General features: G+C 67.5%; 24 protein-coding genes and 1 tRNA gene. 6 read left to right on the forward strand and 19 right to left on the reverse strand.

The window, feature by feature from the left end; genetic code table 11:
* A complete protein-coding gene (locus AB4083_RS02125; protein ID WP_441606106.1) occupies positions 1-756 on the forward strand; it encodes a Bax inhibitor-1/YccA family protein in 756 nt (251 codons plus the stop codon).
* Positions 757-813: 57 nt separating this feature from the next.
* Here the strand turns inward: AB4083_RS02125 and AB4083_RS02130 are convergent, their stop codons facing one another.
* The 5 genes from AB4083_RS02130 to amaB form a co-directional block, all read right to left on the reverse strand.
* A complete protein-coding gene (locus AB4083_RS02130) occupies positions 814-1,275 on the reverse strand; it encodes a hypothetical protein (RefSeq protein ID WP_441606107.1) in 462 nt (153 codons plus the stop codon).
* Positions 1,276-1,278: 3 nt separating this feature from the next.
* A complete protein-coding gene (gene murB, locus AB4083_RS02135) occupies positions 1,279-2,307 on the reverse strand; it encodes a UDP-N-acetylmuramate dehydrogenase (RefSeq protein ID WP_441606464.1) in 1,029 nt (342 codons plus the stop codon).
* 31 nt (positions 2,308-2,338) lie between these two features.
* Complete coding sequence (locus AB4083_RS02140) at positions 2,339-3,376, reverse strand: quinone-dependent dihydroorotate dehydrogenase (RefSeq protein WP_441606108.1); 1,038 nt, start codon at positions 3,374-3,376, stop codon at positions 2,339-2,341.
* Between the two features lie 17 nt (positions 3,377-3,393).
* The gene (locus tag AB4083_RS02145) at positions 3,394-4,161 is read right to left on the reverse strand and encodes a class I SAM-dependent methyltransferase (RefSeq protein WP_441606109.1); all 768 of its coding nucleotides are present in this window, start codon (positions 4,159-4,161) and stop codon (positions 3,394-3,396) included.
* An 80-nt stretch (positions 4,162-4,241) separates the two neighbouring features.
* Positions 4,242-5,777 (reverse strand): L-piperidine-6-carboxylate dehydrogenase, encoded by a 1,536-nt coding sequence (amaB, locus tag AB4083_RS02150; RefSeq protein ID WP_441606110.1) that lies wholly within the window; start codon positions 5,775-5,777, stop codon positions 4,242-4,244.
* A gap of 258 nt (positions 5,778-6,035) precedes the next feature.
* Between amaB and AB4083_RS02155 the strand changes: the two genes are divergently transcribed.
* A complete protein-coding gene (locus AB4083_RS02155; protein ID WP_441606111.1) occupies positions 6,036-7,121 on the forward strand; it encodes an acyltransferase family protein in 1,086 nt (361 codons plus the stop codon).
* 34 nt (positions 7,122-7,155) lie between these two features.
* Here AB4083_RS02155 and AB4083_RS02160 read toward each other — a convergent pair.
* Positions 7,156-7,232, reverse strand: a tRNA-Arg gene (locus tag AB4083_RS02160).
* 220 nt (positions 7,233-7,452) lie between these two features.
* Here AB4083_RS02160 and AB4083_RS02165 point away from each other — a divergent pair.
* Complete coding sequence (locus AB4083_RS02165) at positions 7,453-9,903, forward strand: membrane-bound PQQ-dependent dehydrogenase, glucose/quinate/shikimate family (protein ID WP_441606112.1); 2,451 nt, start codon at positions 7,453-7,455, stop codon at positions 9,901-9,903.
* 168 nt (positions 9,904-10,071) lie between these two features.
* Here the strand turns inward: AB4083_RS02165 and AB4083_RS02170 are convergent, their stop codons facing one another.
* From AB4083_RS02170 to phnG, 13 genes are all read right to left on the reverse strand, one after another.
* On the reverse strand, positions 10,072-11,487 hold the full coding sequence (locus AB4083_RS02170) for a hypothetical protein (RefSeq protein ID WP_441606113.1): 1,416 nt from the start codon (positions 11,485-11,487) through the stop codon (positions 10,072-10,074).
* 227 nt (positions 11,488-11,714) lie between these two features.
* The gene (locus AB4083_RS02175) at positions 11,715-13,967 is read right to left on the reverse strand and encodes a TonB-dependent receptor (RefSeq protein WP_441606114.1); all 2,253 of its coding nucleotides are present in this window, start codon (positions 13,965-13,967) and stop codon (positions 11,715-11,717) included.
* 161 nt (positions 13,968-14,128) lie between these two features.
* Positions 14,129-15,691 (reverse strand): PepSY-associated TM helix domain-containing protein, encoded by a 1,563-nt coding sequence (locus tag AB4083_RS02180; protein ID WP_441606115.1) that lies wholly within the window; start codon positions 15,689-15,691, stop codon positions 14,129-14,131.
* Positions 15,692-15,698: 7 nt separating this feature from the next.
* Positions 15,699-15,959 (reverse strand): hypothetical protein, encoded by a 261-nt coding sequence (locus AB4083_RS02185; RefSeq protein WP_441606116.1) that lies wholly within the window; start codon positions 15,957-15,959, stop codon positions 15,699-15,701.
* Positions 15,956-16,216, reverse strand: coding sequence for a hypothetical protein (locus tag AB4083_RS02190; RefSeq protein ID WP_441606117.1), 261 nt, complete (start codon positions 16,214-16,216; stop codon positions 15,956-15,958). The genes AB4083_RS02185 and AB4083_RS02190 overlap by 4 nt, the downstream gene beginning before the upstream one ends.
* Positions 16,217-16,218: 2 nt before the next feature.
* A complete protein-coding gene (locus AB4083_RS02195; protein ID WP_441606118.1) occupies positions 16,219-18,408 on the reverse strand; it encodes a TonB-dependent siderophore receptor in 2,190 nt (729 codons plus the stop codon).
* A gap of 333 nt (positions 18,409-18,741) precedes the next feature.
* Positions 18,742-19,884 (reverse strand): alpha-D-ribose 1-methylphosphonate 5-triphosphate diphosphatase, encoded by a 1,143-nt coding sequence (locus tag AB4083_RS02200; protein ID WP_441606119.1) that lies wholly within the window; start codon positions 19,882-19,884, stop codon positions 18,742-18,744.
* A 14-nt stretch (positions 19,885-19,898) separates the two neighbouring features.
* Complete coding sequence (phnL, locus tag AB4083_RS02205) at positions 19,899-20,606, reverse strand: phosphonate C-P lyase system protein PhnL (RefSeq protein WP_441606120.1); 708 nt, start codon at positions 20,604-20,606, stop codon at positions 19,899-19,901.
* Positions 20,603-21,373, reverse strand: coding sequence for a phosphonate C-P lyase system protein PhnK (gene phnK / locus AB4083_RS02210; RefSeq protein ID WP_441606121.1), 771 nt, complete (start codon positions 21,371-21,373; stop codon positions 20,603-20,605). The genes phnL and phnK overlap by 4 nt, the downstream gene beginning before the upstream one ends.
* A complete protein-coding gene (locus tag AB4083_RS02215) occupies positions 21,370-22,236 on the reverse strand; it encodes an alpha-D-ribose 1-methylphosphonate 5-phosphate C-P-lyase PhnJ (RefSeq protein WP_441606122.1) in 867 nt (288 codons plus the stop codon). Before AB4083_RS02215 ends, phnK begins: the two co-directional genes overlap by 4 nt.
* On the reverse strand, positions 22,233-23,342 hold the full coding sequence (locus AB4083_RS02220) for a carbon-phosphorus lyase complex subunit PhnI (protein WP_441606123.1): 1,110 nt from the start codon (positions 23,340-23,342) through the stop codon (positions 22,233-22,235). Before AB4083_RS02220 ends, AB4083_RS02215 begins: the two co-directional genes overlap by 4 nt.
* Positions 23,343-23,918 carry a phosphonate C-P lyase system protein PhnH gene (gene phnH / locus AB4083_RS02225; RefSeq protein WP_441606124.1) on the reverse strand — a complete coding sequence of 192 codons (576 nt, stop codon included), beginning with the start codon at positions 23,916-23,918 and terminating at the stop codon, positions 23,343-23,345.
* Positions 23,918-24,364, reverse strand: a complete 447-nt coding sequence (gene phnG, locus AB4083_RS02230) for a phosphonate C-P lyase system protein PhnG (protein ID WP_441606125.1) — start codon at positions 24,362-24,364, stop codon at positions 23,918-23,920. The genes phnH and phnG overlap by 1 nt, the downstream gene beginning before the upstream one ends.
* Before the next feature lie 422 nt (positions 24,365-24,786).
* Here phnG and phnF point away from each other — a divergent pair, with 422 nt between their 5' ends.
* The 3 genes from phnF to phnN are packed head-to-tail and all read left to right on the forward strand — an operon-like array spanning position 24,787 to position 26,713.
* Positions 24,787-25,518, forward strand: a complete 732-nt coding sequence (gene phnF, locus AB4083_RS02235; RefSeq protein WP_441606126.1) for a phosphonate metabolism transcriptional regulator PhnF — start codon at positions 24,787-24,789, stop codon at positions 25,516-25,518.
* Positions 25,518-26,168, forward strand: coding sequence for a DUF1045 domain-containing protein (locus tag AB4083_RS02240; RefSeq protein ID WP_441606127.1), 651 nt, complete (start codon positions 25,518-25,520; stop codon positions 26,166-26,168). Before phnF ends, AB4083_RS02240 begins: the two co-directional genes overlap by 1 nt.
* The gene (gene phnN, locus AB4083_RS02245) at positions 26,165-26,713 is read left to right on the forward strand and encodes a phosphonate metabolism protein/1,5-bisphosphokinase (PRPP-forming) PhnN (RefSeq protein WP_441606128.1); all 549 of its coding nucleotides are present in this window, start codon (positions 26,165-26,167) and stop codon (positions 26,711-26,713) included. Before AB4083_RS02240 ends, phnN begins: the two co-directional genes overlap by 4 nt.
* The last annotated feature ends 3 nt before the right edge of the window (positions 26,714-26,716 follow it).

Below are 26,716 nucleotides of genomic sequence, written 5' to 3' on the forward strand. Positions count from 1 at the left end.
ATGCGTTCGGGCAATCCGGTTCTACGCGATAGCACTTTCCAGGGCCTGTTCGCCGAAGGCGAACGCATGACCCTCAACGGCACGGTGGCCAAGACCGGCCTGCTGCTCCTGGCAGTGGTCACCGGTGGTTGGACCTGGCTGCGTTTCAGCCATGCCGCCGCGGAGGCGGGCAACCTGGCCGCAGGCATGGCGGCGATCGCGCCCTTCATGTGGGGCGGCCTGCTGGCCGGCTTCGTGCTGGCCCTGGTGACGGTGTTCAAGTCCAACTGGGCGGGCATCACCGCGCCGGCCTATGCGATCGCCGAAGGCTTTGCGCTCGGCGGCCTGTCGGCGATCTTCGAGCAGCGTTTTCCCGGCATCGTGCTGCAGGCGGTGATGCTTACCGCCGGCGTGATGGCAGTGATGCTGACCTTGTACCGCACGCGCATCATCCAGGTCACCGACAAGCTGCGCACCGGCATCGTGGCGGCCACCGGCGCGATCATGCTGCTGTACCTGGTGGACATGGGCCTGCGCGCCTTCACCAGCATCCAGGTGCCTTTCATCCATGAATCCGGCGCGATGGGCATCGGCTTCAGCCTGCTGGTGGTGGGCCTGGCGGCGTTCAACCTGCTGCTGGACTTCGACATGATCGAGAACGGCGTCGACCAGGGCGCGCCGAAGTACATGGAGTGGTACGGCGCGTTCGGCCTGATGGTGACGCTGGTGTGGCTGTACCTGGAGCTGCTGCGGCTGCTGTCGAAAGCGCGGCGCTGAAGCGGCATCGATGTACGAACCAAGGGCCGGCAGCTTGCCGGCCCTTTTTTCTTGGTGCTACCAGCGCATGCCGTGCATCGCAGTCAACGACATGCCGATCACGATCAGCGCGGTCAGGAACAGCGCGAACGGAATCAGCAGCAACAGCGCATACAGATGCGTGCGCGCCTGCTCGCCGCGGCCCTGCCATGCGCGCAGCAGGGCGAGTGCGATGCAGGGCAGCATCGCCGCCGCCGGCAGGAACGGCGCGACGCCGGCCCAGCGCCGGTCGAGCAGGAGCACCAGCGCCGACAGCAGCCCGGCAAAGGCGAGCAGGTGCAGCAGGATGGCGCGGATGCGCGGATGGCCAATCCGCGTGATCCACCAGCCCAGGTACAGCGGATACGTCAGGCCGCCGGCGTACAGCCAGGGCGAATCGCCGTGGACGTGCTTGGCGACCTGGTCGTAGACCAGCGGCGGGATCAGCATGACCGCGAAGATCGACAACAGGTGCAGTGCGATCTTCCCTGCCAGCTTCATGGTTTATCCCTTGCCGACGACGATCGGTTCGGGCTCTAACGTCACACCGAACTTCCCGTGCACACCCGCGATCACCTTCTGCGCAAACGCCCATAGCTGCGCGCCGCTGGCCTGGCCGTGGTTGACCAGCACCAGCGCATGGCGGTTGGAGATGCCGGCGTCGCCGTCGCGCTGGCCCTTGAAGCCGGCCGCTTCGATCAGCCACGCGGCGGACAGTTTCCAGTGGCCATCCGCGCCGGGCCATGCGGCCAGTTCCGGATGCTCGCGTTTGAGCGCTTCGCCAACGGCCGCATCGACGATCGGGTTCTTGAAGAAGCTGCCGGCGTTGCCGATCACCGCCGGGTCCGGCAGCTTGCGCGTGCGCAGGTGCACCACGGCTTCGGCGACGTGGAACGGCGCCGGCTTGTCCACGCCCATGCGCGCCAGTTCCTCGCGGATGCCGGCGTAGTCCAGGCGCAGCTCGTGCGTGCGGGGCAGGGCGAAGCGTACGGCGGTGACGATGTAGCGGCCCGGTTCGCGCTTGAAGCGCGAGTCGCGGTAGGCGAAGGCGCAGTCGTTGCGGTCGAGCACGGCCACGCGATGTTGCTGCGTATCCCAGGCTTCCACGCTTTCGACGAACTCGGCCACTTCGGTGCCGTAGGCGCCGATGTTCTGGATCGGCGCGGCACCGACCGTGCCCGGAATCAGGATCAGGTTTTCCAGGCCGGCGAAGCCCTGGCCCAGGGTCCAGCGCACGAAGTCGTCCCAGCGCTCGCCCGCGGCCACGGCGATCCGCGTGAGGTCGCCTGCCTGCTCCACCTGCACGCCGCGGTTGGCCATCGCCACCACGGTGCCGTCGACGTCGCCGGCCAGCAGCAGGTTGCTGCCTTCGCCCAGCACCAGCAGCGGGCTGCTGCGCACGGCGGGGAAGTCCAGCAGCTCCGGCAGCTTCGCCGCCTCGGTCACTTCCGCCAGCAGCCTGGCGCGCGCGTTGACGCGCAGCGTGTTGCGCTGGCCCAGCGGCGCGTTCTCGATCAGCGCGTAACCGCCCATGTCGGTGCGCTGCGGCGGCAGCGAGTACGGATCAGCCGGCATCGTCGTCCTCGCGCTGGCGGCGGATCTCGTCGACGCATTCGGCGATCAGTTCCGGGCCGCGGTAGACCATGCCCGAATAGAGCTGCACCAGTGAGGCGCCGGCTTCGATCTTGCCGGCCGCATCGGCGCCGTCCAGGATGCCGCCCACGCCGACGATGGGCACGCGCTCGCCCAGGCGCCGGCGCATGCCGCGCAGCACCTCGGTGGAGCGCGCATACAGCGGACGCCCGGACAGGCCGCCGCTTTCCTTCGCATGCGGATCGCTGGCGACCGCGCCGCGCTCGATGGTGGTGTTGGTGCAGATCAGGCCGTCGATGCCGGTGGACAGCAGCACTTCGGCGATGCCGTCGAGTTCCGCTTCGGCCAGATCCGGCGCGATCTTCAGCAGCATCGGCTTGCGCTTGCCGGACTGGGAGCCCAGGCGCTCCTGCGCCTCGCGCAGCGTTTCGATCAAGCGGCGCAGGGTGGCTTCTTCCTGCAGGTCGCGCAGGCCCTGCGTGTTCGGCGAGGAGATGTTCACCGTCACGTAGCTGGCGTGCGCGTACACGCGCTCCAGGCAGAAGAGGTAGTCGTCGACGGCCTTGTCGTTCGGCGTGTCCTTATTCTTGCCGATATTGATGCCCAGCACGCCGCGGTAGCTCGAGCGCTGCACGTTGCGCACCAGCGCATCCACGCCGGCATTGTTGAAGCCCAGGCGATTGATCACCGCCTCGTGGCGCGGCAGGCGGAACATGCGCGGCTTGTCGTTGCCCGGCTGCGGCCGCGGTGTGGTGGTGCCCACTTCGACGAAGCCGAAGCCGAGCGCACCGAGTGCGTCCAGATGATCCGCGTTCTTGTCCAGGCCGGCGGCGAGGCCGACCGGATTCGGGAAGTCGATGCCGAATACCTGGCTGGGCAGGGCCGCGGGCGGCTTGGCCACCACGTGCAGGAAGTTGCTGCGATGGGCCACGTCCAGGCCGTACAGCGTGAAGCGATGTGCCGTTTCCGCATCGAGCGCAAACAGCAGGGGGCGAATAAGGGAATACATGCCTGCTCTGGGGGTGTTCAGCCTGGGTGGCCCACGTAGACGCGGGTGTCGTAATCGAAACTGATCTTGCCGTCGACCGCGGTGGTGTCGAACAGCTCGCGCAGCGCTTGCATCATCGGCGCGTGCTGCGGATGGTCTTCCTTCGGTGCATACGAGGACGACATCAAACGGCCGCGCAGGCTGTCGAAATCCAGCTGCTGGCGATGCTCGAAGCTGCCGGTGCCGCGGTAACCGTCGCCGAACCAGGCGCGCATGCGCGGTTCGTCGGCGTAGCGCTCGGCCACGCTGGTGTAGTCGGTGCCGTAGCGCTGCAGCAGCGCCTCGTAGCGTTCCAGGAACGGCGTGCCGACCAGGCGGCGGCTGTTCCAGTAGATCGCGGCCAGGCCGTGCGGACGCAGGATGCGCGCGAACTCGTGGCGCGTGGCTTCTTCGTCGAACCAGTGGAAGGCCTGCGCCACCGAGACCAGGTCCACGCTGTGCGCGGCCAGGCCGGTGTTGTCGGCACGGCCGTCCAGCGCGCGGAAGTGCTGGTCCAGGCCCAGCCATTTCTCGGCCGCGCCGCGCATGGCGGCATTGGGCTCCACCGCGATCACGCGGTAGTCGGCATCCAGGAACAGCTTGCTGGAGATGCCGGTGCCGGCACCGATGTCGGCGACCAGCCACTGCGGCGTCACGCCGTGCTCGCGCTGCAGCCAGTCCAGCATCGCCTTCGGATAGTCGGGGCGGTAGCGGACGTAGTCCTCGACGCGGTTGCTGAATCGTTCCGTCGCTTGCAGATCGGTCATGGCACGCGTCCTGTGGATCTACGAGGGGAGCCGCCGCACATATCGAAAGCGCCCGGCGGACAGCCGGGCGCCGTCGCGTCTTACAGGTCGAACTTGATGCCCTGGGCCAGCGGCAGCGAATCCGAATAGTTGCTGGTATTGGTCTGGCGGCGCATGTACACCTTCCACGCGTCCGAACCGGACTCGCGACCGCCGCCGGTCTCCTTCTCGCCGCCGAAGGCGCCGCCGATCTCCGCGCCCGAGGTGCCGATGTTGACGTTGGCGATGCCGCAGTCCGAGCCGGCCGACGACAGATACTGCTCGGCCGACTTCAGGTCGCGCGTGAAGATCGCCGAGGACAGGCCCTGCGGCACGTCGTTCTGCAGCTCGATCGCCTCGTCCAGCGACTTGAACGGCATGATGTAGAGGATCGGCGCGAAGGTTTCCGTCTGCACCACTTCGTCGCTGTTCTTGACGCCGGTGACGATGGTCGGCAGCACGAAGTTGCCCTTGCGCCCGGTGAGCGCGGCGCCGCCGGTCAGCACCTTGCCGCCGCTGGCCTTGGCTTTCTCCACCGCGCCCAGGTAGGCCTGCACGGCGTCCTGGCTGTTGAGCGGGCCCATCAGGGTGGTGGCCAGGGTCGGATCGCCGATCTTGCCTTCCACCTGCTGGTAGGCGGCGACCAGCTTGTCGGTCACTTCGCCGACGATCGATTCGTGCACGAACAGGCGGCGCGTGCTGGTGCAGCGCTGGCCGGCAGTGCCGACGGCGCCGAACACGATGGCCGGAATGGCCAGCTTAAGGTCGGCGCTCTCGTCCAGGATGATGGCGTTGTTGCCGCCCAGCTCCAGCAGCGAACGGCCCATGCGGCGCGCCACGCGCTCGCCGACCATGCGGCCGACCTTGGTCGAACCGGTGAAGCTGATCAGCGGGATGCGCTTGTCGTCGACGAAGCCCTGCGACAGGTCGGTGCCGGCATCGTTGAACAGGAAGAAGATGTCCGGGAAGCCGCCGGCCTTCAGCGCCTCGTTGCAGATCTTGATGGTGGCGATGGCCGACAGCGGGGTCTTCGGCGACGGCTTCCAGATGCAGATGTCGCCGCAGATCGCGGCGAGGAAGGCGTTCCATGCCCACACCGCCACCGGGAAGTTGAACGCGCTGATGATGCCGACCAGGCCCAGCGGGTGGTACTGCTCGTACATGCGGTGGCCGGGGCGCTCCGAATGCATGGTGTAGCCGTAGAGCATGCGGCTCTGGCCCACCGCGAAGTCGGCGATGTCGATCATCTCCTGCACTTCGCCATCGCCCTCGGGCTTGATCTTGCCCATTTCCAGCGCGACCAGCGAACCGAGCGCGTCCTTGTGCTTGCGCAGCGCCTCGCCGCACAGGCGCACGGCTTCGCCGCGGCGTGGGGCCGGCGTGGTGCGCCAGGTCTTGAACGCTTCCTGGGCGCGCTTGACGATGGTTTCGTAGTCGGCGGCGCTGGAGGCATGCACGGTGCCGATCACCTCGCCGGTGGCCGGATTCACCGGCTGCAGCGCACCGGCATCGGCCGTGCGCGACCATTCGCCCTGGCCGAGATAGGTGCCGGAATGCTCAGCGCCGATGCCGAGCGCCTTGAGGATTTCGTGGGACATGCTTGCTCCTGGACCGTGGCGCCTCGCGGCGCGGTTGGGATGGGGGTGGAAAAGGGCGATTCTAGCAGGCGGACATGGATGAGCCCGAGACGCCCGCCGCCCGCCCGCGATGGTGCGCTGCGCCATGGGGCCGCGACGGGGCCTTGCCCGGGTGATTTACCGGCTGATTTGCAGACAGGGATACGACACGGTTCTGGCGTATTCTCCGCGCGGGAAAAAGTGGGCCGCGGGCCTGCTTGCCGTTTGCGAGGAGCACTCTTGAAGACGTTCGAAGCGATATGCGCGGAGCGCGCAGACCAACAGTCCAATAACTTCCTGCTGCTGCGCCTGCTGGCGGCGATGCTGGTGGTCTACGGGCATTCGTTCCGTCTGGCGGCGGATTGCGCTTCCTGCGTCGACCTGGCTTCGCTGCTGTCGCGCGACCCGGAAATCCTCAGCCACCGCATCGGGCTTTTCATCTTCTTCGTGATCAGCGGCTTCCTGGTCACCAAGAGCTGCGTGGAGAGCCGCTCCGCCGCCAGCTATTTCGCCAAGCGGGCGCTGCGGATTTTCCCGGGCCTGATCGTCTGCGCGCTGGTGATGACCTTCGTGCTGGGTGCTGTCTTCACTTCGTTGAGCATGTCGGACTATCTGTCCTCGCCGACCACCTGGCGCTATCTGCTCACCAATGCCACCACGTACCGGATCACCGGCGACCTGCCTGGCGTCGCCTTGCGCGATGGTGCTTTCGCCGGCGTGATCAACGGCAGCCTGTGGACGATCCCGGTCGAGCTGCGCCTGTACATCCTGGTTGGCCTGGCCGCGCTGGCGGCGTACAAGACGCGGGCCGCGCTCAATGCGCTGGCCGTGCTGCTGATCGGCGCGGCGTTCTTCGACGTGCTGCCGATGATTACGCATGGCGCCTGGGAATATAAATTGGCCGCGATGTTCTGCTTCGGCGGCCTCATCTACGTCAACCGCCGGCATATCCCGTACAGCCCGGCGCTGGCCGTGGCGCTGGTGGTGATGACCTTTCTTTCGGCGGACACCAAGGCGTTCTATCCGCTGTGCTATCTGTCGCTGGCGTACGGCACGCTGGTGGTCGGCTACGGACGCAAGCTGGCGCTGCCGCGCTGGGTCGACGACTACAGCTATGGCGTCTATCTCTACGCCTTCCCGATCCAGCAGGTGATCGCGCATTACCTGCCGTCGGCCGGGCCGTACAAGATGTTCGCGCTGGCCGCGCCGCTGGCGCTGCTCGCCGGCATGCTGTCGTGGCGGCTGGTGGAAGCACCGGCGATGGCGCTCAAGCAGCGGATCGCGCGCAAGCCGCTGGAGCCGATGGCGACGGAAGCGGCTTCGTGATGCGCCGGGGCGTCCCGGCCAGCCGCTGAGAAAGTGGTGCCCCCGATACGATTCGAACGTACGACCTTCCCCTTAGGAGGGGGACGCTCTATCCAACTGAGCTACGGGGGCAACGGGCGGCAAGTATAGAGGAAGCGGCCCCCGCGCGAGAAAGCGGCCCATTTTCCCTGTCCCATGCGCTGTCGGCCGGCGCGGCTCGGTGTGCGTTCAGCGGCATGCGCCATAGTCGGGCGGGCCGGCAGGTATCCGCCTGGCGTCACGAAACCCCAACGGTGGCTCGTCAACCATGCGGTGCTGATTCGCCGTTCGATACGCGACAAGGGAAGAGCGAATGGAGACGAAGTCCCGACCGGCCGTTGCGCTGTGGTTGACCGCGGCAGTGTTCATGCTGCTGGGCCTGGCCTTGCTGGCCGGCGGCGCCTGGCTGCTGCGGCTCGGTGGTTCGCCGTATTACGTGCTGGCCGGCGCGGTGCTGATCGCTACCGGCTGGCTGGCCTGGCGCGGCAGCGGCCTGGCGCTGGGCCTGCATGCGCTGCTGCTGCTCGCCAGCTTGCTGTGGGCGATCTACGAGGTGCGTTTCGACTGGTGGCAACTGGTGCCGCGCCTGGCCGTGTGGTTCGCGCTCGGTGCGTGGCTGCTGCTGCCGTGGGTGTCGCACCGCCTGGAGCCGGACCCCGAAGCAGCCCTGCGCTGGGCCACCGGTACGCTGCCGCTGTGGGTGGTGATGGCGGCGAGTGTGGCGGTGGGCGCGGTGGCGTATTTCACCGACTACCACACGCTGGCCGGCGCCGCGCCGGAAGACAGCATGAGTGCGGCGCCTTCGGCCGATGGCGCGGGTGCAGCGCCGAACGATTGGACCGCCTATGGCCGCTCGGGCTACGGCGACCGCTACGCCCCGGCCACGCAGATCACGCCGGAGAATGTGTCGACCCTGCAGGTGGCGTGGACGTTCCACACCGGTGACCTCAAAGGCCCGGGCGATCCCACCGAGATCGCCAACGAAGTGACGCCGCTCAAGGCCAACGGCATGCTGTACCTGTGCACGCCGCACAACATCGTGATCGCGCTGGACCCGGACACCGGCAAGGAACGCTGGCGCTACGACCCGAAGATCAACCGCGATGCCAAGGGCTATCAGCACATGATCTGCCGCGGCGTGGCGTATCACGATTCCGGTGCGTATGCAGCGGATGGCGCGGCGCCGGTGGCCGCGCCGCCACCAACGCCCAAGGGTGCGGTAGTCGCCGAGGCGATCCATTTCGACAGCTGCCCGCGCCGTATCTTCGCGCCGACCGCGGACGCGACCATCGTCGCGCTCAACGCGGATAACGGACAGCCCTGCACGGATTTCGGCGAGCACGGCGTGATCGGCCTGTACCAGGGCATGGCGATGACGCAGCGCGGCTTCCTCAATCCGACCTCGCCGCCGACGGTCACGCGCAACGTGCTGATCGTGTCGGCCAGCGTCAGCGACAACGAATCCACCAACGAACCCTCCGGCGTGATCCGCGGCTATGACATCGCCAGCGGCAAGTTGCTGTGGAACTGGGATGCGGCCAATCCCACGAGCACCGAGCCATTGCCGGCGGGCCAGCATTACCAGCGCAACTCGCCGAATTCGTGGAGCGTGTCCAGCGTCGACGAGAAGCTCGGCCTGGTCTACATCCCGATGGGCAACCAGACGCCGGACATGTGGGGCGGCGACCGCTATCCGCAAGGCGAGCGTTTCAACAGCGCGATCGTGGCGCTGGAGATCGCCACCGGCAGGTTGCGCTGGGTCTACCAGGCCGTGCACCACGACCTGTGGGACATGGATATCGGCGGGCAGCCCAGCCTGGTGGATCTGGCTACGCCGCGGGGCCGGTGGCCCGCGCTGGTGGCCTCGACCAAGCGCGGCGATATCTACGTGCTGGATCGGCGCGATGGCAAGCCGATCGTCCCCGCGCCGGAGCAGCCGGTGCCGCAAGGCGCGGCGAGCGGCGATCGCACCTCGCCCACGCAGCCGTTCTCGGAACTCAGCTTCAAGCCGGAGCGCCCGCTGCGCGAGGCCGATATGTGGGGCACCAATCCCTACGACCAGCTGATGTGCCGGATCAAGTTCAAGCGGCTGCGCTACGACGGCATCTTTACGCCGCCGTCGGAGCAGGGCTCGCTGGTGTATCCGGGCAACTATGGCGTGTTCGACTGGGGTGGCGTCGCGATCGATCCGGCGCGGCAATTGCTGGTCGGCAATCCCAACTACATGGCGTTCGTTTCGCGCCTGATCCCGCGCGAGCAGGAAGAGGCCAAGAGCGCCAAGGGTTCGACCGGCACCGAGCACGGCCTGCAGCCGATGCAGGGCACGCCGTTCGCGGTCGAGCTGCTGCCGCTGCTGTCGCCACTGGGCATTCCCTGCCAGGCCCCGCCGTGGGGCTATGTCGCCGCGGTGGATCTGCGCACCATGCGCAAGCTGTGGATGCACCGCAATGGCACGGTGGTGGACAACGCGCCCCTGCCGATTCCGTTGCCGCTGGGTGTGCCGAGCCTCGGCGGCATGATCACCACCGGCGGCGGCGTGGCTTTCATGGGCGCCTCGCTGGATGACTACCTGCGTGCCTACGACGTGCGCGATGGCAAGCAGCTGTGGCAGGCGCGCCTGCCGGCGGGTGGGCAGGCAACGCCGATGAGCTATGTCTCCGACCAGACCGGGCGGCAGTACGTGGTGATCATGGCCGGCGGCCATGGTTCGCTGGGGACGAAGATGGGCGATGCCTTGATTGCCTATGCATTGCCCAAGCCGTAGGTTGGGGTGACAACCCCAACGTCGCAGCGCTCATGCATGCCACGACGTTGGGGTTACGGGCTGCATCGGCAGCCCGCCCTTCGGGCCATCCGCTACGCGGATGTTCGCTACGGCATCCTGCCTTCGCAGTCGCCTCCGGCTCACCCCAACCTACGCCAGCGTTGATGCCTACAGCACCCGCATGAAGGCCACCAGGTCCTGCTTCTCCTGCTCGTTCAACTTCGTGCCCAGTACCAGGTTGAAATACTCCACGGTGTCGTCCAGCGTCAGCAGCCGCCCATCGTGCAGATACGGCGGGGTGTCCCTGATCCCGCGCAACGGGAAGGTCTTGATCGCCCCATCCGCGCTGGCCATCATCCCGTTGATCATGCGCGGCTTGTAGAACCGCTCCGCCTGCAGGTTATGCATGGTGTTGTCGGTGTAGTAGGGCGGCGTATGGCAGCCGCTGCATTGCCCCTTGCCGAAGAACACCGCCTGTCCGCGCAACTCCTGCTCGCCGGCCTTGGCGGGATCGAGCTTGCCGTCCCAGGCCAGCTTGGGCGCGGGCGGGAAATCCAGGATCTCCTCGAACTCCGCCATGAAATGCACCTGGCTGCCGCGTTCGAGAATGTTCACGCCTTTCTTGGTGGCGAGCACCGGATCGCCGTCGAAGTAGGCCGCGCGCTGTTCGAACTCGGTGAAGTCCTCCACGGTTTTCAACGCACGTTGCGAGCCGAACAGCCGCTGGATATTCACGCCGCGCAGGGTGGGCGTCTCGATGCGGTGGCGGAACTCCTGCGGGCGGATGTCACCCACCAGGTGGGTGGCGCCATTGGTGCTGCCATTGGCATGGCAGTCGAAACACGCCACGCCCAGGCTCGGCCGTGCGGAGCGCCGGTCGCCGGTGGCGTTGAACTGCTGCTGCGGGAACGGCGTCACCAGCAGGCGCAGGCCTTCGAGTTGCTTGGGATTGAGGATGCCGTTGAACAGCTCGTAGTAATTATCCAGCGTGACCAGCTTGCCCTTGGAGACATCGCCCAGGTCCGGGCGCGTGCTGAGGAAGATCGCTTGCGGGAACTCCGGCAGGATGTGATCCGGCAGGTCGAAGTCCAGGTCGAAGCGGGTGAGATCGCGGTTGTCCTGCTGCTTGATCCGCTCGATCTCGAAATGCGGAAACAGCATGCCGCCTTCGGGATGATTGGGATGGGGCAGGGGCAGGAAGCCGGACGGAAACAGATCCTTGTTCCTGATCTCGTCCGGCGACATGTCGGCGAGCTGTTGCCAACTGCTGCCGGACTTCAGCTTCACGCGGATGCCTTCCTGCACCGGCTTGCCGCGCGACATGGTCACGCCCTTGGCCGGCTTGTCGGCGAGGTCGTAGCGTTCCTGCAGCAGGTTCTTCTGGCGTTGCATCACGCCGGGCTTGGCTTGCGACATGTGTTGCATGGTGGTGGCGAAGTCCGGTTCGATCACCGGCGAGTAACTGCTGGGCGGCGGTTTGCGGGAAGCATCGGTTTGCTGGCTTTGCGCCGATGCGGCGACAACGAAGCTCACGGCGATCGCCAGCGCGAGTCGCCGGCCGTGCTTTACGGTTGCGCGTTTCATGGGGCCTCCCTTGGGTTGGGTTCCAGGCGGCCGAGCGTGTCCCCCTTGGTCATGAAGCCGCCGGCTTCGAGCGTATGCTTCGCAGGGAGCCATGAAAAATTGATTGATCGGATCGAATCGATCGATGCTTTCTATACGCGTGACGTGCGCGTGCAGCGCGTGTCTAAGTCGCGTCTAGCCAGGGCGGAGCACGGAAAACCCGGGAGATTCTCCGTGCTCCGGTCCGCTCAGAAGCTCAGGTCCACCGACAGGAAACCCTGCCGCGGCGCGCCGACCAGCAGCGACTGGAACGTGCCGTTCGGATCGCTGGTGGTGAAGCCGTTGCTGTCGATGGTGGCGATGTATTTCTTGTTGAGCAGATTGCTGACGTTGAGCGAGACCTTGAGGCTCTTGGCGAAGCCGACGTTCTTGCGCTCCCACGCCAGGCCGGCATCCCATAGCCAGAAACCGGCGATGCGTTGGTCGTTGACATAGGTGTAGTAGCGGGCGCCGGTGTACTTGGTGCCCAGAGTGGCGCGGAATTCGCCGAAGCGATACTGCAGTTCGCTGGCAAACATTTCCTTGGGCGAATCGACCACGGTCTTGCCCTTGGTGTGGATCAGCGTGCCGGCGTCGAGGTAATCGTCCTTGTACTTGGGATCGTTATAGGTGAGCGAGTTGAACCAGCGCAGCGAATCGAGCGGCTGCCACACGAAGGTGAATTCCGCACCCTTGGAGTTGACCTTGCCCACGTTGGCGATCTGGTTGGGGCAGCTCACCACGCCCGCGCACGGGACGATCACCAGCAGGCGGTTCTTGAAGTCGATGTTGTACAGCGCCAGCAAGGACTGCACGGTGGCATCGACATAACGCAGGCCAAGTTCGCTGTTGCTCGAACGCTCGGGACGCAGCGTATTGCGCAGGCTGTCGAAGGTTTTCTGGTTCGACGACCAGGCGCCACTGGCGCCGGGCTCGAACGCGTTCTGGTTCATCGAGAACGAGGCGAAGCCTTCCCAGCCGCCGCCGAATTTGTAGTTGGCGCCGACCTGCGGCAGGAAGCCGCTGTCCGCCTTGAGCGCGCCGCTGGCGCGGCCGGGCAGCAGGGCAATCGCATGGGTGGTGACGTTGTGGCCCTTGAAGCCGGCATCGATGCGCAGCGTGTCGTCCAGCAGCGACCAGCTGTCCTGCAGGTACCACTGGCGCGTCAAGGTCATGAAGCGCTGGCGGAACAGCGCGTGGTAGTAGGTGTCGTAGATCTCGCGCTGGCTGATCGGGCCGGACAGCGGATTGGGTTCGAAGCTGCGCGCGATGGTGTAGTGGCTGTTCTCGAACCAGAAGCCGCCTTCCAGATGATGATCGCCCAGGTCATACGACAGCGAGTTGACCATGCCGCCGCGGGTCATCAGGTAATGCGACAGGCGCAGCGCGATCGGCGCCTCGCCCGGCCCCGGCGTATAGGGCAGGTCGGAAGCCGGTGCGTACCAGTGGCCCTGGCCCAGGTCGTGGTGGTAGTACGGCTGCAGGTTCAGGGTGAGATGGTCGTTGAGGAAGAACTCGCCCTTGATCGAGGCGATCTCGTCCTGGCGGATGCCGTTGCCGTTGTAATAGGTGTCGTCGGCACTCTGCACGCAGCCGCTGTACTTGCCGTTGGCGATGTCCACCGAGCGTTGCCAATCGGGCGCGAGGTAGTCGAACTTGTAGCCGCAGCGCTTGAGCGAATCCAGCGACAGGTCCAGGTAGGCCTGCTCGACGCGGCGGGTGACGCCGAGCAGGCCGGTGACGCGGCCGCCGGTCCATTCGTAGATGGCCTTGGTATTGAGCTGGCGCTGGGTCTGCGCGTCGTCGCCCTTCCACTTCGGCGCATCGACATACATGCCCGCGATATAGGCGCTGAAGCCGCCGAAGTTGCCGGTATCGGCGCGCAGATAGCCGCGCCGGAAACCATACGAGCCACCCGTTGCATTGAGCCGCACGCCGGGCTGGCTGCCCGGGTTGTCGGTATAGAGCTGCACCGTGCCGCCGAGATTGCTGGTCGAGGCGGTGCCGAGCGCGCCCGAACCCTGCGCCAGTTCCAGCTCGGCCAGGTTCTCGCTGATCCAGGCGCGGGTGACGCTGAGGCCGTCGCCGGAGTGGTAGTCGGTATTGCCCATCGGGATGCCATCCAGCGTGTAGCCGAGCTGGGTGTGGTTGAAGCCGCGCAGGCTGATGCGCTGCGACCATTCGTCGGTGCCGAACGCGTCGTTGGAAACGAAATGCACGCCGGGCAGCTTCTGCAGCATCTGGATCGGGCTGGTGCCGGGCGCGGCCTGCTCGATCTGCGCCTTGTCGATCTGCTGTACCTGGCGGGTGGCGTTCTGGCCGACCACGGAAATGGTTTCCAGCACCTTGGCGTCCTTGGCTACCGCTGCGTCGGCGGCCGGAGGCAGGTCGTCGGCGGCGTGCGCCAGCAGCGGGAGCGCGGCGAGCAACGCCAGGCAAAGCGGGGTACGGGACGGCTTCATGGGCGAAAGGACCTTGGACGTGAGATGGCGGCGCGTCGCCGGCAGGCCGGCGGCAGGCGCGCATCTTGGTCCAGGGTGGTTGCGCCCTGTCTGCGCGGAGGCGACAGGCGGGGGTAGTTGTCTAGACCGCCGCGCAAGGCACGTGCAGGCCGGGGTGCGCTTTATGCCGTAGCGCTTGCCCACATACTGTTGGCATCGCCACGCCGCGCACGCTTCCAGCTGGCCCGCGCCAGCCACGCAAAACCAACACCCAAGGCGATACCGGTGAGATCCACCCCCAGCACCGCCACCGACTGCGGCGTCCACGGCTGCCCCCACGCTGCCCCATTGCGCAGCAGATCGGCCAGCGCCACCGCCACATACGCCACCGCGCCGAGCACCAGCAATTCGACCGCCGCCCGCGCCACCGGCCGCAGGCAGGCATACGCCACGGCCAGCGCCACCACGCCATAGCAAGCCGCCTGCTGCGGCACGCCGGGATCGATCCCCAAGCCCTGTGCGACCATCGTCGCCGCGAATGCCGCGGCGATCCCCAGGCAGGTGCCCAGGCACACGCCCAAGGTGGCGCGCGCCATCACCAGCGTCTTGCGCGGCTGCTCGGCGTGGCGCCGCTTGCGCCGCGATTCGATCCACAACAGGTTGCCGGAATAGAACAGGAAGGCCCCGGCCAGGCCGAGCAGGAAATACAGCCACTGCACCGCGCGCCCGCCGAAGTTGCCGAAGTGCAGCGCATAGATCGATGAGTTGGTCAGCCCGTTGAGGCTATGCGTATCGCCCACGTGCTGCTCCAGCACCGCGCCGGTGGCGCCATTGAGCGCGATGGTCCCGTACGTGCCCAGCGTGCGCTGCGAAACACCACGCACCTGCACCAGCGCGTTGGCATCGCCGTAGTGGTCGTAATGCACATAGTCCGGCTCGAAACTGCTGACGCCGATGACCAGCGCCGACGCCCGCGCGCGTTCGATCAGCGCCTCGGCCGACAGCATCGGCGCTGCTTGCCCACTTGCCTGCACCGTGGGCGCGGTGCTGATCGCCTTGGCGAACGCATCGCCCAGCTTGCCGTCGAATGCGATCAGGTTGAGTGCGGCAAACAGCGGCACGAACAGGCACATCAGCGCGCCGGTGACCGCGAAGATGATGTGGAACGGCAGGCTCAGCACGCCGATGGCGTTATGCGCGTCCTGCCATAGCCGCTTGAGGTTGCGCCCCGGGCGCAGCGCGAACAGGTCCCCCAGCAGTTGCGGCAGATGGATCAGCAGGCCGGAAATAAGCGCCAGTCCGTAGATCACGCTGACGATGCCCATCAGATACAGGCCGACCACCGGAATGCCCAGCGAGTCGTGCAGCGCATAGACGAAGTCGGCGAGGTTGCCGTGGGTGGCGCCTTCGTCGTCGGTAGGGCGGTCCAGCTTGTCGGCGGTAGCGAAATGTTCCTCGCCATCGTTCCAGTATGCGTACGGGCCCTGCGCCGTGCCCGGCGGCGGCAGCACGATGCCGAAATCCCTGGCCGCTTTCGGGTGCGCCGCAAGCAGGCGGTCGATCATCGTCTGCACGGAGACGTCGCGCGCCGGTTCGCTGCGCCATGGCGGGCTTTGCCACAGCGCGATGTCGTGGTGGAACACGGTCAGCGCGCCGGCATAGAACGCGACGAACAGGGCGAAGCCGGCGAGCAGGCCGGTCCAGGTGTGGACGGTCTGGAAGCTGCGGATGGTCGAGGATTTCATGCGGGCCTCATGCGCCGGCGAGGTGGCGCGACAGCCACAGCAGGGTGAACAGCGCGCCGTTGGCCGCACCCAGTGCCAGCCATGCGCGCGTGCCGTTGCGGAACATATAACTGCCCGCCATCACGCCCACCCACAACGGGAAGAACAGCAGCAGCACGGGAATCAGCCAGTCCTGTCCATGGCCGGGCAGCCAGTACAGGCCCAGCGCCAGCAGCATGCCGGACAGCGGAAAGCCGAGCAGGGTGCCGGCGAGGCAGCGCGCGATCATCGCCGCTCCTCGCGTCCGGCATACCAGGCGGCGTAGGGCAGGCCGACCCAGCCGAGCATCAACGCGGTGAGTGCGGTGAACAGGCCTGCGCCAACGCCCAGCACATCGACCCACGCGCCCGCGCCGCCGGCCGCGCAGGCCAATGCCGCCAGGCGCGTCCACTTCGGCAGCGGCGCCGCGCGCAAGCGTTGCTGCGGGCTGGCCAGGTAGCACAGCAGCGCGCTGGCGAAGCACAGCAGGAGAGCGGCGGGCAGCATGCTCAGAACCGGTACGTCACGTTCAACTGCCAGCTGGTCGGCGCGCCGTAATAGCCCTGCGCCCAGTACAGGCTGGCGATGTACTTGCGGTTGCTGAGGTTGTCCAGGTTGAGCGTGGCGCTCCACGACGGATCGAAGTCGTAGCGCGCCATCAGGCCCAGCAGCGCGTAGCTGCCCTGGGCGGTGTAGATCTCGCGGCCCTGCGTATCCAGTGCGAGCTGGTCGCGCACGATGCGGTCCTGCCAGCGCAGCGAGCCGCCGACTTTCAGGCCGGGCACCCACGGCAGGCGATAGCTGCTGTTGATGCGCAGCGTGCGGCGCGGCACATAGGTGCGCACGTTGCGGTCCTGCTGGTCCACGATGCCGAGCTGGGTGATGCCGGCGCTGGCTTCCCAGTTCGCGGTGAGCTGGCCGGCGAGATCGAATTCGTAGCCGGTGGAAGTGGCGTTGATACCGCGGTAGTAGTTCTGGCCGGTGGCCGGGTTGATGCCTACCGATTCGGCGTAGTTGTTCTGGCGCGAGCGGAACACGGCGAACGAGGCATTCAGGCGATCGTCCATCCAGGCGCCCTTGAGGCCGGCTTCGAGGTTGTCGCCGGTGACCGGATCCAGCACGCGGTTGTTGACGTCCACTTCGGTCTGCGGATTGAACAGCCTGGCGTAGCTGGCATACACCGAGTAGTTGGCATCGAGGTCGTACACCGCGCCGACGAAGGGCGTGGCCTTGGTCTTCTCGTAGGCGTGCGGCACGCCGTAGTTCTGGCCGGTGCTGGTGATGCGGGTGAGGGTAGCGCCGGTGATCAGCTTCAGCGAATCGGCCAGGTTCCAGCGCGCGGTGGCATAGGCGCTGCGGCGGCGCAGATGGAACTGCGCGCTGTTGTAGTAGGCGTTGAAGGCGGGCTTGGTGTAGCGGCCGTTCCAGTCCCATAGCGGCGGCAGCGCGGTGCCGATGTCGGCGGAGTAGCCGGAGAGCTGGTCCACGTCGCTCTTGCCGGCGTTCACGCCCAGCACCAGCTCGTGTTCGCGTCCGCCCAGCGCGAACGGGCCGCTGGCATACACGTCGGCGTAGTACTGCTTTTCCGTGCTGTCGTACTGCGAGGGATAGCTGAACAGGCCCAGCCCGGTGGCCGCATCCGGCGTGCCGTAGACGTAGAACAGCTGGCTGGCGCCGACCAGGCGGCGATAGTTGAGCGCGGCCTTCACGCTCCAGCCGTTGGCGAAGTCGTGCGAGAGCGTGAGGTAGGACTGCGTATTGCTCATGTCCCAGCGCGACCAGTCGGCGGAGGTGCTGGTGGAACGGCGGTAGTCGGTGCGTGTGCCGTCGGTGTTGTACAGCGGCAGCGCGCCCCACATCGGGCTCTTCGGCGAACTCTTCTGCCGGGTGATGCCGGCCGAAAGCAGGGTGTTCGGCGTCAGGTCCGCTTCGAGCATGCCGGCGGCGACCTTCTTGCGCACCGCATAACGATCGAGATAACTGTCGCTCTGCTGGTCCGCCAATACGACGCGGCCACGCACGCTTTTCGACGCATTGAGCGCACCGGACAGGTCGCCATCCAGCCGCCGGTTGTTCCAGCTGCCTACGGTGGCGCCGACGCTGCCCTGCAGGTCGGCGGTGGGGCGCTTGCGCACGAAATTGATGGTGGCCGAAGGATTGCCGGTGAACGACATCAGGCCGTTGGCGCCGCGCAGCACTTCGATATGGTCGTAGATGGCGGTGTCGATATCGCCTTCCTGGCCACCGTTGGCGAACGGCATGCCGAGCCCGTCGGTGAGGAAGTTGGTGATGTCGAAGCCGCGTGCGCCGTAGTAGGTGCGGTCGGTTTCGATCTTCTCGACATTGATGCCGGTGGCGCGGCCGAGCACGTCGTTGATGTTGTTCAGGCCGAAGTCGTCCATCTGCGCGCGGGTGATCACGCTGACCGACTGCGGCGTCTCGCGCAGCGACAGCGCCAGGCGGGTGGCGCCGCTCGTGGCGGGGACGGTGTAGCCGTGGTCGTCCACCGTGGCGGTGGCGCTGACGCCTTCCAGGGTGGTGACGCGGCGCTGGTCCTTGGTGGTGTCGCTATCGGTCGCGGGCGGCTCGGTGGCGAGGGCCGGTGCGGCGATGGCGAGCAGGCAGGCGAGGGTGAGCGCGCTGCGACGGAACGGGGGGAAAGCGGGGAAATAGCCGGCCACGGGTGCGTCCTTGGGCACGGGGCCGCCGTGTGGGAGGCACCGTTGAGGAGAAGGAGCGGCTGGGTCGGGGGAACGACTTGGCTTGCTGCGGGGTTGTCAGTCCCAAATGATAATGATTCTTATATGTGTGAGGCAAGCGTTTGGCCGGCTAAATGCCAGAGGGGGATCCTTCTCCCTGCGGGGGCACGCGGGGAGCGTACAGGGATGTGCGCGGCTCTGAGGAGCGAGGAAGGTGGCGGCAGCCGGATGAGGGTTCGGGCGGAGTGGGGCGCTTCGCTCTGCCCGTACCCTCACCCCAACCCCTCTCCCGACGGGAGAGGGGCTTTATCTCGAGGTATTTGTGTAGCGACTTCAGAACGTCGCCGCTCCGCCAACCCACACATTGCGCACGATCGGCAACCCATCCATCGCCCGCATCCGCACCAGATCCGCGCGCAACCCCGCGCGCAGCGAGCCGCGGTCGCTGAAGCCCAGCGCCTGTGCGGGATTGCTCGACACCGTCGCCATCGCGCGCGGCATCGACCAGCCCGCCTGTGTATGCAGCAGGAAGGCGCCGTGCAGCAGGCTGGCGGGCACGTAGTCGGAGGACAGCATGTCCAGGCGGTCGCTCGCCGCCAGCGCCAGTGCAGCCACGTTGCCGGAGTGCGAACCGCCGCGCACTACATTCGGCGCGCCCATCACCGTGGCCAGGCCCAGCTTGCGCGCGGCGTCGGCGGCTTCCTGCGTGGTGGGAAACTCGCTGATACGCACGCCGATGCGGTGCGCGTGTTCCACCTGCGCGGCATCGGTGTCGTCATGGCTGGCCAGGATCGCTGCATGCTCGCGCGCCAGCTCGAGCACGGCCTGCTCGTGCCGTGCGCTGTACACCGCCTGCTGCTCGGTGCGCTTGCGCACCACGTCGGCGAACTCGTCTTCGCTCCAGGTCATGCGGTTCTTGCTGTAGTACTTGCGGTACTGCGAGATGTCGCGGTACTGGCGCTGGCCCGGCGTGTGATCCATCAGCGAGACCAGCCGCACGCTGCGGTGGCGCATCAGTGGTTCCAGCGCTTCCATCAGGCGCGGATAGGCCAGTTCGCAGCGCAGGTGGATCCAGTGGTCGGCGCGCAGCGCGCCGCTGGCCTGGCCGGCGAGGATGGCATCGTAGGTGCCGCGCAGGGTTTCGATACGCACGCTTTCTTCTTCCAGATCGCCCACCGACAGCGCGTCGAACACGGTGGTGATGCCGGCCGCGATCACCTGGGCGTCGTGCGTGAGTACCGCCGGCAGCGCCGGCCACAGCACGCCGGCGCGCGGCATCAGGTGCTTTTCCAGATTGTCGGTGTGCAGCTCGATCAGGCCGGGGATGACGTAGTCGCCGGCGCAGTCGATCGCGCCGGGCGCCTGGGTCGGGCCTTCGTCGATCAGGCGGATAAAGCCGTTGCGGGCGATCAGCGTGCCGTGCAGCACGCGGTCGTCGAGCACGAGGTTGGCGTTGGTCAGTACCAGGTCGGTCATGGGATGGCTACGGCTCAGGTCGGCGCCAGCGGGCGCATGGGGAAAAGGCGGGTGGCGACGCGGTCGCGCATGTCCTCGTCGTGGAAGATGCCGAGGATGGCCGCGCCGGCGCGGCGCGCTTCCTCCAGCAAGCCGGCCACCACCTCGCGGTTGGCGGCGTCGAGCGAGGCGGTGGGTTCGTCCAGCAACAGCAGCGGGCGCGGCACGATCAGGCCGCGCGCGATATTCACGCGCTGCTGCTCGCCGCCGGAAAAAGTGCCCGGCGGCAGCGACCACAGCCGCGTCGGCACGTTCAGCCGCTGCAGCAGTGCGCCGGCCCGTTCGCGCGCTTCGTCCATCGCCACCCCCGCGGCGAGCAAGGGCTCGGCCACGATGTCCTGCGCCGGTACGCGCGGAATCACGCGCAGGAACTGGCTGACATAGCCCAGCGTGTGCCGGCGCACCGCCAGCACCTCGTGCGGGGTGGCGGTGGCTAGGTCTACCCAGGCGCCGTCGTGGCGCACGCGCACGGCGCCCTGGCTGGGCCGGTAGTTGGCATAGATCACCCGCAGCAGGGTGCTCTTGCCCGCGCCGGACGGGCCGGCCAGGGCGACGCATTCGCCTGCATGCAGGGTGAGGTCCACCGCGTCGAGCACGTCCAGGCGGGTGCCGTGCTGCTGGTGCAGTTCGAAGGATTTGGTGAGGCCGCGCAGTTCGAGCGCGGGCAGGGTGGTTGCGCTCATGTGGTCAGCACCGAGGAAACGAGAAGTTGCGTATAGGGATGCTGCGGGTCGTCGAGGATCTGGTCGGTCAGCCCGCTTTCCACCACGCGGCCGCCTTGCATCACCAGCGTGCGCGCGGCCAGCAGGCGCGCCACGGCCAGGTCGTGGGTGACCATCACCGCGGCCAGGCCCAGTTCGGTCACCAGCCGGCGCAGCAGGTCCAGGATGCGCGCCTGCACCGACACATCCAGGCCGGCCGTGGGCTCGTCCATGAACACCAGCCGCGGCTGCGTGACCAGGGTGCGCGCGATCTGCAGGCGCTGCTGCATGCCGCCGGAGAACGCGCCCGGTGCATCGTCGATGCGCGCCGGATCGATCTCCACCCGCTCCAGCCAGCGGCGCGCGGTGGCGCGCAGCTCGCCGTAGTTGCGCTCGCCCAGCGCCATCAGCCGTTCGGCCACGTTGGCGCCGGCGCTTACTTCCAGCCGCAGGCCATCGCGCGGGTTCTGCGTGACGAAGCCCCATTCCTCGCGCGCCAGCCGGCGCCGGTTCGCTTCGTCTAGCGCGCCCAGTTCCAGCCAGCCGCCATCGCGCTGGCGATAACGCAGGCTGCCGGCGTCCGGCGCCAGCCGGCCGGCCAGCGCGTTGAGCAGGGTCGACTTGCCCGAACCGGATTCGCCGACGATGCACAGCAGCTCGCCCGGATGCAGGTCGAAGCTCACCTCGGCGCAGCCGATGCGCGCGCCGTAGTGGCGGCTCAGTCCGCGTACTTGCAGCAGGGCGTTCATGCGGCGGCCTCCGCTTGGTCTTCGACCGTTGCGGCAGCCTCGCGGCGCTGCGTGCAGTAGTCGGTGTCGGAACACACGAACAGGCGCGTGCCGCGATCGTCCACCACCACTTCGTCCAGATAGCTTTCAGCGGAGGCGCACAGCGCGCAGACGTGCTCCCAGCGCTGGATCTCGAACGGATGGTCGTCGAAGGCCAGGCTTTCCACGCGGGTATACGGCGGGATCGCATACAGCCGCTTCTCGCGCCCGGCGCCGAACAGCAGCAGCGCCGGCGAGTTATCCAGTTTCGGGTTGTCGAATTTCGGGATCGGCGAAGGCGAGGCCAGATAGCGGCCGTCGACCAGCACCGGGTAGTCGTAGCTGGTGGCGATATGCCCGTAGCGGGCGATGTCTTCGTACAGCTTCACGTGCATCAATCCGTAGTCGGCCAGCGCATGCAGGGTGCGCGTCTCGGCCTCGCGCGGTTCCAGCGTGCGCAGCGGTTCGGGCTCGGGTACCTGGAACACCAGCAGCTGATCCTCGCGCAGCGGTGTTTCAGGAATGCGGTGGCGGGTCTGGATCAGGGTGGCCTCGCTGGTGCGCTCGGTGGTGGCCACACCGGCCACGCGGGCGAAAAAGCGCCGGATATTCACTGCATTGGTGGTGTCGTCGGCGCCCTGGTCGATCACCTTGAGCACGTCGTCCGGGCCGAGCAGGGCCGCCGTGAGCTGGATGCCGCCGGTGCCCCAGCCATAGGGCAGGGGCATCTCGCGGCTGCCGAATGGCACCTGGCAACCGGGGATCGCCACTGCCTTGAGCAGGCCGCGGCGCAGCATGCGCTTGGTGTTTTCGTCGAGGAAGGCGAAGTTGTAGGTGTTGCTCATGCGGGCTGCTCCCAGGTGGATTGCTCGCAGGTGGGCCGCTCGGTGGCGTCGGCCCGCGCCTGCGCGGCCAGCGTGCGCAGCAGCGACAGCTCGGCCTGGAAGTCCACGTAGTGCGGCAGCTTCAGGTGCTGCACGAAGCCGGAGGCCTCCACGTTGTCGGTATGCGAGAGCACGAATTCCTGGTCCTGCGCCGGCGCATGCGCGGCTTCGCCCAGCTCGTCGCAGCGCAGCGAGCGGTCGACCAGGGCCATCGCCATCGCCTTGCGCTCGCCTTCGCCCATGGCCAGCCCGTAGCCGCGGGTGAACTGCGGCGGCGTGCCGTGGCCGCCGTGGAACTGGTTGATCATCTGGCACTCGGTCAAAGTGATTTCGCCGATGGCGATGGGAAAGCCGAGTTCTTCCGGACAGATCAGCACGTCCACCTCGCCCATGCGGATTTCGCCGGCGAAAGGATGGCTTTCCGCATAACCGCGCTGGGTGGAATAGGCCAGGCCGAGCAGAAAGCCTTCGTCGCCGCGCGCCAGGTTCTGCAGGCGCGTGGCGCGGTCGGCGGGGAACAGCAGCGCGTCGCGGGTCAGATCGGCCGGCTCCGCATCGTCGCCGGGCTCGGCCGGTTCGATCAGCGCTTCGGCGTCGAGCAGGTCGAGCACGCGCGGCATGCCGTCGGGCAGCGGCTGCTCGGCGGGCGGGCAGGTGGCGATGGGCGCGTCGCCGAATTCGAGCAGGCGCTGCGTGTAGTCGTAGGTCGGCCCCAGCACCTGGCCGCCCGGGATGTCCTTGAAGGTGCCGGAGACACGGCGGCGCACGCGCATCGCTGCGGTGTCCAGCGCTTCGGTGTAGCCGAAGCGCGGCAGCGTGGTGCGGTAGGCGCGCAGCAGGAAGATCGCTTCCTGCAGGTCGCCCGCGGCCTGGCGGATCGCCAGAGCGGCCAGTTCCTCGTCGTAGAGCGAGCCTTCCTGCATCACCCGCGCCACCGCCAGGCGCAATTGCTGGCGGATCTGCGCCAGTTCCAGCTGCGGCACGGCGGGATCGCCACGGCGTGCCTCGGCCAGCAGTTCCAGCGAGCGGGCGATGGCCCGTTCGCCGCCTTTCACGGCTACGTACATTCAGTCCTCCAGCAGACGGGTCGTGCGCGGCAGCGCGAGCACCTGCCGCGCGGCGACGAAGAAGCAGTCCACGCCCAGCGGCAAGCGCGCGGCCAGTGCTGCGCGCTCGCGCCAGAAGCGTTCGGGCAGGCCGTCGATGGCGCAACGCACGCTGTCGCGGATGCCGGGGCCGGCGAAGCGCATGCCGGCCCCGGCGTGCAGGCCGTCGACCTGCACGATCAGCGTGGTGGAGCGGTCCGGATAGCGCGGATCACCCAGCGCGAACGTCTCCAGCGGCGGCATCGCCTGCGCGTCGACGATCAGCGCGAAATCGGCGGCGGCTGGCGTGTCCACCAGCGGCGTGCCGGCGTGGAAGCGCAGGTGCTGCGCCAGCGCGTCGCCGCCGGCCTGCAGCCACACCGGGGTGGCCTGGTCGCATAAGGTGAGCAGCACGGCCATCGCCTCGGGCGTGGCCGGTGCGGGGGAAGGCGGCAGCGAGGGCAGTGCGCGCGGCATGGCCGGACGGGCCATCGCCTGCAGCAGCTCGCGGAAGTTGCGCTGGCTGTCGAAAACGGGATCGGCAAAGGCGGCGAGCATCATTCCCCCCTTACCACGGTGAAGAATTCGACCTTGCTGGCCGCGGCCTTGCGGCTGGCGGCGTCGCGGCGCGCCTGCCGCGAGGCGCGTAACGGCGCCAGCAACTGGGCTTCGAGCTGCGGATGGCGTGTTTCGTCCTGCAGCCAGGCATCGGCGCAGGCGGCCAGTTCCGCATGGCGTGGGTCGCTGCCGCGCACCCAGGCATGGCCGACGTGGGCGCCGATCTGCACGCTGCAGCGGGTGACGCTGGCCTCGCCCAGGTTGAAGCGCGCGCCGGTGCCGCCGATGCGGCCGCGCAGCATGTACAGGCCGGTCTGCGCGGGGCGCAGCCAGGTCGTGTCGGCCGGCGGCGGGTAAGCCGCCATGGCTTGGGCCAGTTCGGCCGGTTCGGCCTGCGCCAGCAGTGACATCCACTGCGCGCGGGCCAGGTGACTGGAGGTGTCCATGTCTGTTCCCGGGTTTGTCACAAAGGTCTAGTTATCTAGGGAGCCTCTGATCCATTCCTACGTACCCGGCATGACGTCCAGAAGGCTCGCAGGCGGTAGCGCGCGGCGCAGGGAAGACTGGCTGTCTTGCCAAGTCGCGCGCTACCGCCTGCGAGCCTTCTGGACGTCACCCCGTCATTCAACATTTAAATGTTGGGGCCGCACTGTATGCGCGCCTCGCTTCGTCCCGGCGCCTCGACAGACGGCCAGTCTGCCTTCGTCGCCGGGACGAAGCGAGGCGCGCATACAGTGCGGTGACGGGTACGTAGGAATGGATCAGAGGCTCCCAGGGCGGGGCGTGGTGCCCCTTCCCGTCGAGGCGACATTGCAGCAGTGCCGCATGCCGCCGCCGTGACGGGCAATAGACAGGTGAGGGCAGTGGTATGAGCGGGATTGAACGCGGGCGAGGCGTGGCGCTGTGGAGCCAGATCGGCGACATCCTCGCCGACGACATCCTCAAGGGGCGGGTGCGCCAGGGCGAGCAGCTGCCCTCGGCGCACGAACTGGCCGAGCGCTTCGGGGTGAACCGGCACACCGTGCGGCGCGCGATCGCCGCGCTGGAGCAGCGCAACCTGGTGCGCACCGAGCAGGGGCGCGGCACCTTCGTGCGCGAGCACACGCTGGACTACGCCATCAGCCGGCGCACGCGCTTCACCCAGAACATGCGCAACCTCAACGTGGACACGGATATCGAATTCCTCGCCGATACGCGCGAGCATCCGCCCGCCGCGGTGGCCGAGGCGCTGGGGCTGGCGCGCCATGAATACGTCTATCGCATCGACACGCTCAGCCATGCCGACGGCCACATGGTCGACCATTCCACCGCGTATTTCCCCGCCGCACGCTTTGCCGGATTGCCCGCGGTGTATCGCCGCCTGCAGTCGGTGACGCGCACGCTGGCCGAGTTCGGCGTCAACGACTACGTGCGCAAGCACACCCGCGTGTCGGCGCGGCTGCCGGAAGCGGAGACCGCGCGCCTGATGAAAGCCCCCGCCAACCGGCCGGTGCTGCACGTGCAGTCGATCAATGCCGACACGCGTGGCGTGCCGGTGCAATACGGCATCACGCGCTTCTCCGGCGATTGGGTGCAATTGGTTCTGATGGCGGACGACTGATGCGTTATGCGATTTATTGCTGCCCGGCGGCGGACAGCGCGCTGGGGCGGTTCGGTGCGGAATGGCTGGCTGGCGTGGAGATCGCGGGGCTGGATGCCGCGCGGCGCGACGCGCTGCTCGCCGACGCGCGCCGCTACGGTTGGCATGCGACCTTGCGCGCGCCTTTTGCGCTTGCCCACGGCCATGAGCTTGGCGAGCTTTGTCGCGTACTTGTCAACGTGGCGCGCGAGCATGCCCCGTTCGCGTTGCCGTTGCGGCTGGACCGTCTCGCCGGCTTCCTCGCCCTGCGCCCCGCAGGCGATACCACCGCCATCGACGCGCTGGCCGCCGCTTGCCTCCACGCCACCGAAACCCTCCGCGCGCCGCTCGCCGCCGAAGCGCTGCGCAAGCGCGCCGCCGGCCTCGATGCGATGGAGTTCGCTCATCTGCAGGATCACGGATATCCCTACGTGCTGGACCGTTACCGTTTTCATATGACGTTGGCCGCGCCTGCGTCGACCGGCGAAGAGCAAGCCTTGCATGCGTGGTTGGCGCCGCGTGCTGCCGCGCTGCCGCCGGCAGCGATCGATGCGCTCACTATCTGCCGCGAGCCTTCACCCGGCGCGGCGTTCGAGGTGGTCGAACGCGTCGTGCTGGAGGGCTGCGCATGAGTGGACGCCTGTTCTACGTGATGGGTCCGTCCGGCGCCGGCAAGGACAGCGTGCTTGGCTGGGTGCGCGAGCATGGCATTTCGCATGGCATGGTCTGCGCGCACCGCTACATCACCCGTCCCGCGCATGCGGGTGGGGAGAACCATGTGGCGCTGAGCGTGGAAGAGTTCGAGTCGCGCGAACGGCGTGGCTTGTTCGTGCTGACCTGGCAGGCGCATGGCCTGCGCTATGGCGTGGGGCGGGAGGTCGAGCAGTGGCTGGCGCGCGATGCCGATGTGCTGGTGAATGGTTCGCGTGCGGCTTACGGGCAGGCGTGCGAGCGGTTTCCCGGCTTGCGGCCGGTGGTGATTACGGCCAGTCGCGAGGTGATGGCGGCGCGCTTGATCGGGCGTGGCCGCGAGAGCGCGGAGGACATCGCCGCCAGGCTCGATCGGGCCGAGGCCTGGCGTGCGCCGCCGGGGACGATGGTGATCCGCAACGACGGCAATCTCGCTGATGCGGGTGCACTGTTGCTCGATGCGATCAAGCAGAAGGAACCGGCGTAGGTT

It is taken from the genome of Dyella sp. 2RAB6 (assembly GCF_052115385.1).
GTDB lineage: Bacteria > Pseudomonadota > Gammaproteobacteria > Xanthomonadales > Rhodanobacteraceae > Dyella_D.

What these genes read in the sequence shown, in the direction of transcription:
- AB4083_RS02125 (WP_441606106.1), top strand. Translation starts at nt 1, where the DNA reads ATGCGTTCGGGCAATCCGGTTCTACGCGATAGCACTTTCCAGGGCCTG.
- AB4083_RS02130 (WP_441606107.1), bottom strand. Translation starts at nt 1,275, where the DNA reads ATGAAGCTGGCAGGGAAGATCGCACTGCACCTGTTGTCGATCTTCGCG.
- murB (WP_441606464.1), bottom strand. Translation starts at nt 2,307, where the DNA reads ATGGGCGGTTACGCGCTGATCGAGAACGCGCCGCTGGGCCAGCGCAAC.
- AB4083_RS02140 (WP_441606108.1), bottom strand. Translation starts at nt 3,376, where the DNA reads ATGTATTCCCTTATTCGCCCCCTGCTGTTTGCGCTCGATGCGGAAACG.
- AB4083_RS02145 (WP_441606109.1), bottom strand. Translation starts at nt 4,161, where the DNA reads ATGACCGATCTGCAAGCGACGGAACGATTCAGCAACCGCGTCGAGGAC.
- amaB (WP_441606110.1), bottom strand. Translation starts at nt 5,777, where the DNA reads ATGTCCCACGAAATCCTCAAGGCGCTCGGCATCGGCGCTGAGCATTCC.
- AB4083_RS02165 (WP_441606112.1), top strand. Translation starts at nt 7,453, where the DNA reads ATGGAGACGAAGTCCCGACCGGCCGTTGCGCTGTGGTTGACCGCGGCA.
- AB4083_RS02170 (WP_441606113.1), bottom strand. Translation starts at nt 11,487, where the DNA reads ATGAAACGCGCAACCGTAAAGCACGGCCGGCGACTCGCGCTGGCGATC.
- AB4083_RS02175 (WP_441606114.1), bottom strand. Translation starts at nt 13,967, where the DNA reads ATGAAGCCGTCCCGTACCCCGCTTTGCCTGGCGTTGCTCGCCGCGCTC.
- AB4083_RS02180 (WP_441606115.1), bottom strand. Translation starts at nt 15,691, where the DNA reads ATGAAATCCTCGACCATCCGCAGCTTCCAGACCGTCCACACCTGGACC.
- AB4083_RS02185 (WP_441606116.1), bottom strand. Translation starts at nt 15,959, where the DNA reads ATGATCGCGCGCTGCCTCGCCGGCACCCTGCTCGGCTTTCCGCTGTCC.
- AB4083_RS02190 (WP_441606117.1), bottom strand. Translation starts at nt 16,216, where the DNA reads ATGCTGCCCGCCGCTCTCCTGCTGTGCTTCGCCAGCGCGCTGCTGTGC.
- AB4083_RS02200 (WP_441606119.1), bottom strand. Translation starts at nt 19,884, where the DNA reads ATGACCGACCTGGTACTGACCAACGCCAACCTCGTGCTCGACGACCGC.
- phnL (WP_441606120.1), bottom strand. Translation starts at nt 20,606, where the DNA reads ATGAGCGCAACCACCCTGCCCGCGCTCGAACTGCGCGGCCTCACCAAA.
- phnK (WP_441606121.1), bottom strand. Translation starts at nt 21,373, where the DNA reads ATGAACGCCCTGCTGCAAGTACGCGGACTGAGCCGCCACTACGGCGCG.
- AB4083_RS02215 (WP_441606122.1), bottom strand. Translation starts at nt 22,236, where the DNA reads ATGAGCAACACCTACAACTTCGCCTTCCTCGACGAAAACACCAAGCGC.
- AB4083_RS02220 (WP_441606123.1), bottom strand. Translation starts at nt 23,342, where the DNA reads ATGTACGTAGCCGTGAAAGGCGGCGAACGGGCCATCGCCCGCTCGCTG.
- phnH (WP_441606124.1), bottom strand. Translation starts at nt 23,918, where the DNA reads ATGCTCGCCGCCTTTGCCGATCCCGTTTTCGACAGCCAGCGCAACTTC.
- phnG (WP_441606125.1), bottom strand. Translation starts at nt 24,364, where the DNA reads ATGGACACCTCCAGTCACCTGGCCCGCGCGCAGTGGATGTCACTGCTG.
- phnF (WP_441606126.1), top strand. Translation starts at nt 24,787, where the DNA reads ATGAGCGGGATTGAACGCGGGCGAGGCGTGGCGCTGTGGAGCCAGATC.
- AB4083_RS02240 (WP_441606127.1), top strand. Translation starts at nt 25,518, where the DNA reads ATGCGTTATGCGATTTATTGCTGCCCGGCGGCGGACAGCGCGCTGGGG.
- phnN (WP_441606128.1), top strand. Translation starts at nt 26,165, where the DNA reads ATGAGTGGACGCCTGTTCTACGTGATGGGTCCGTCCGGCGCCGGCAAG.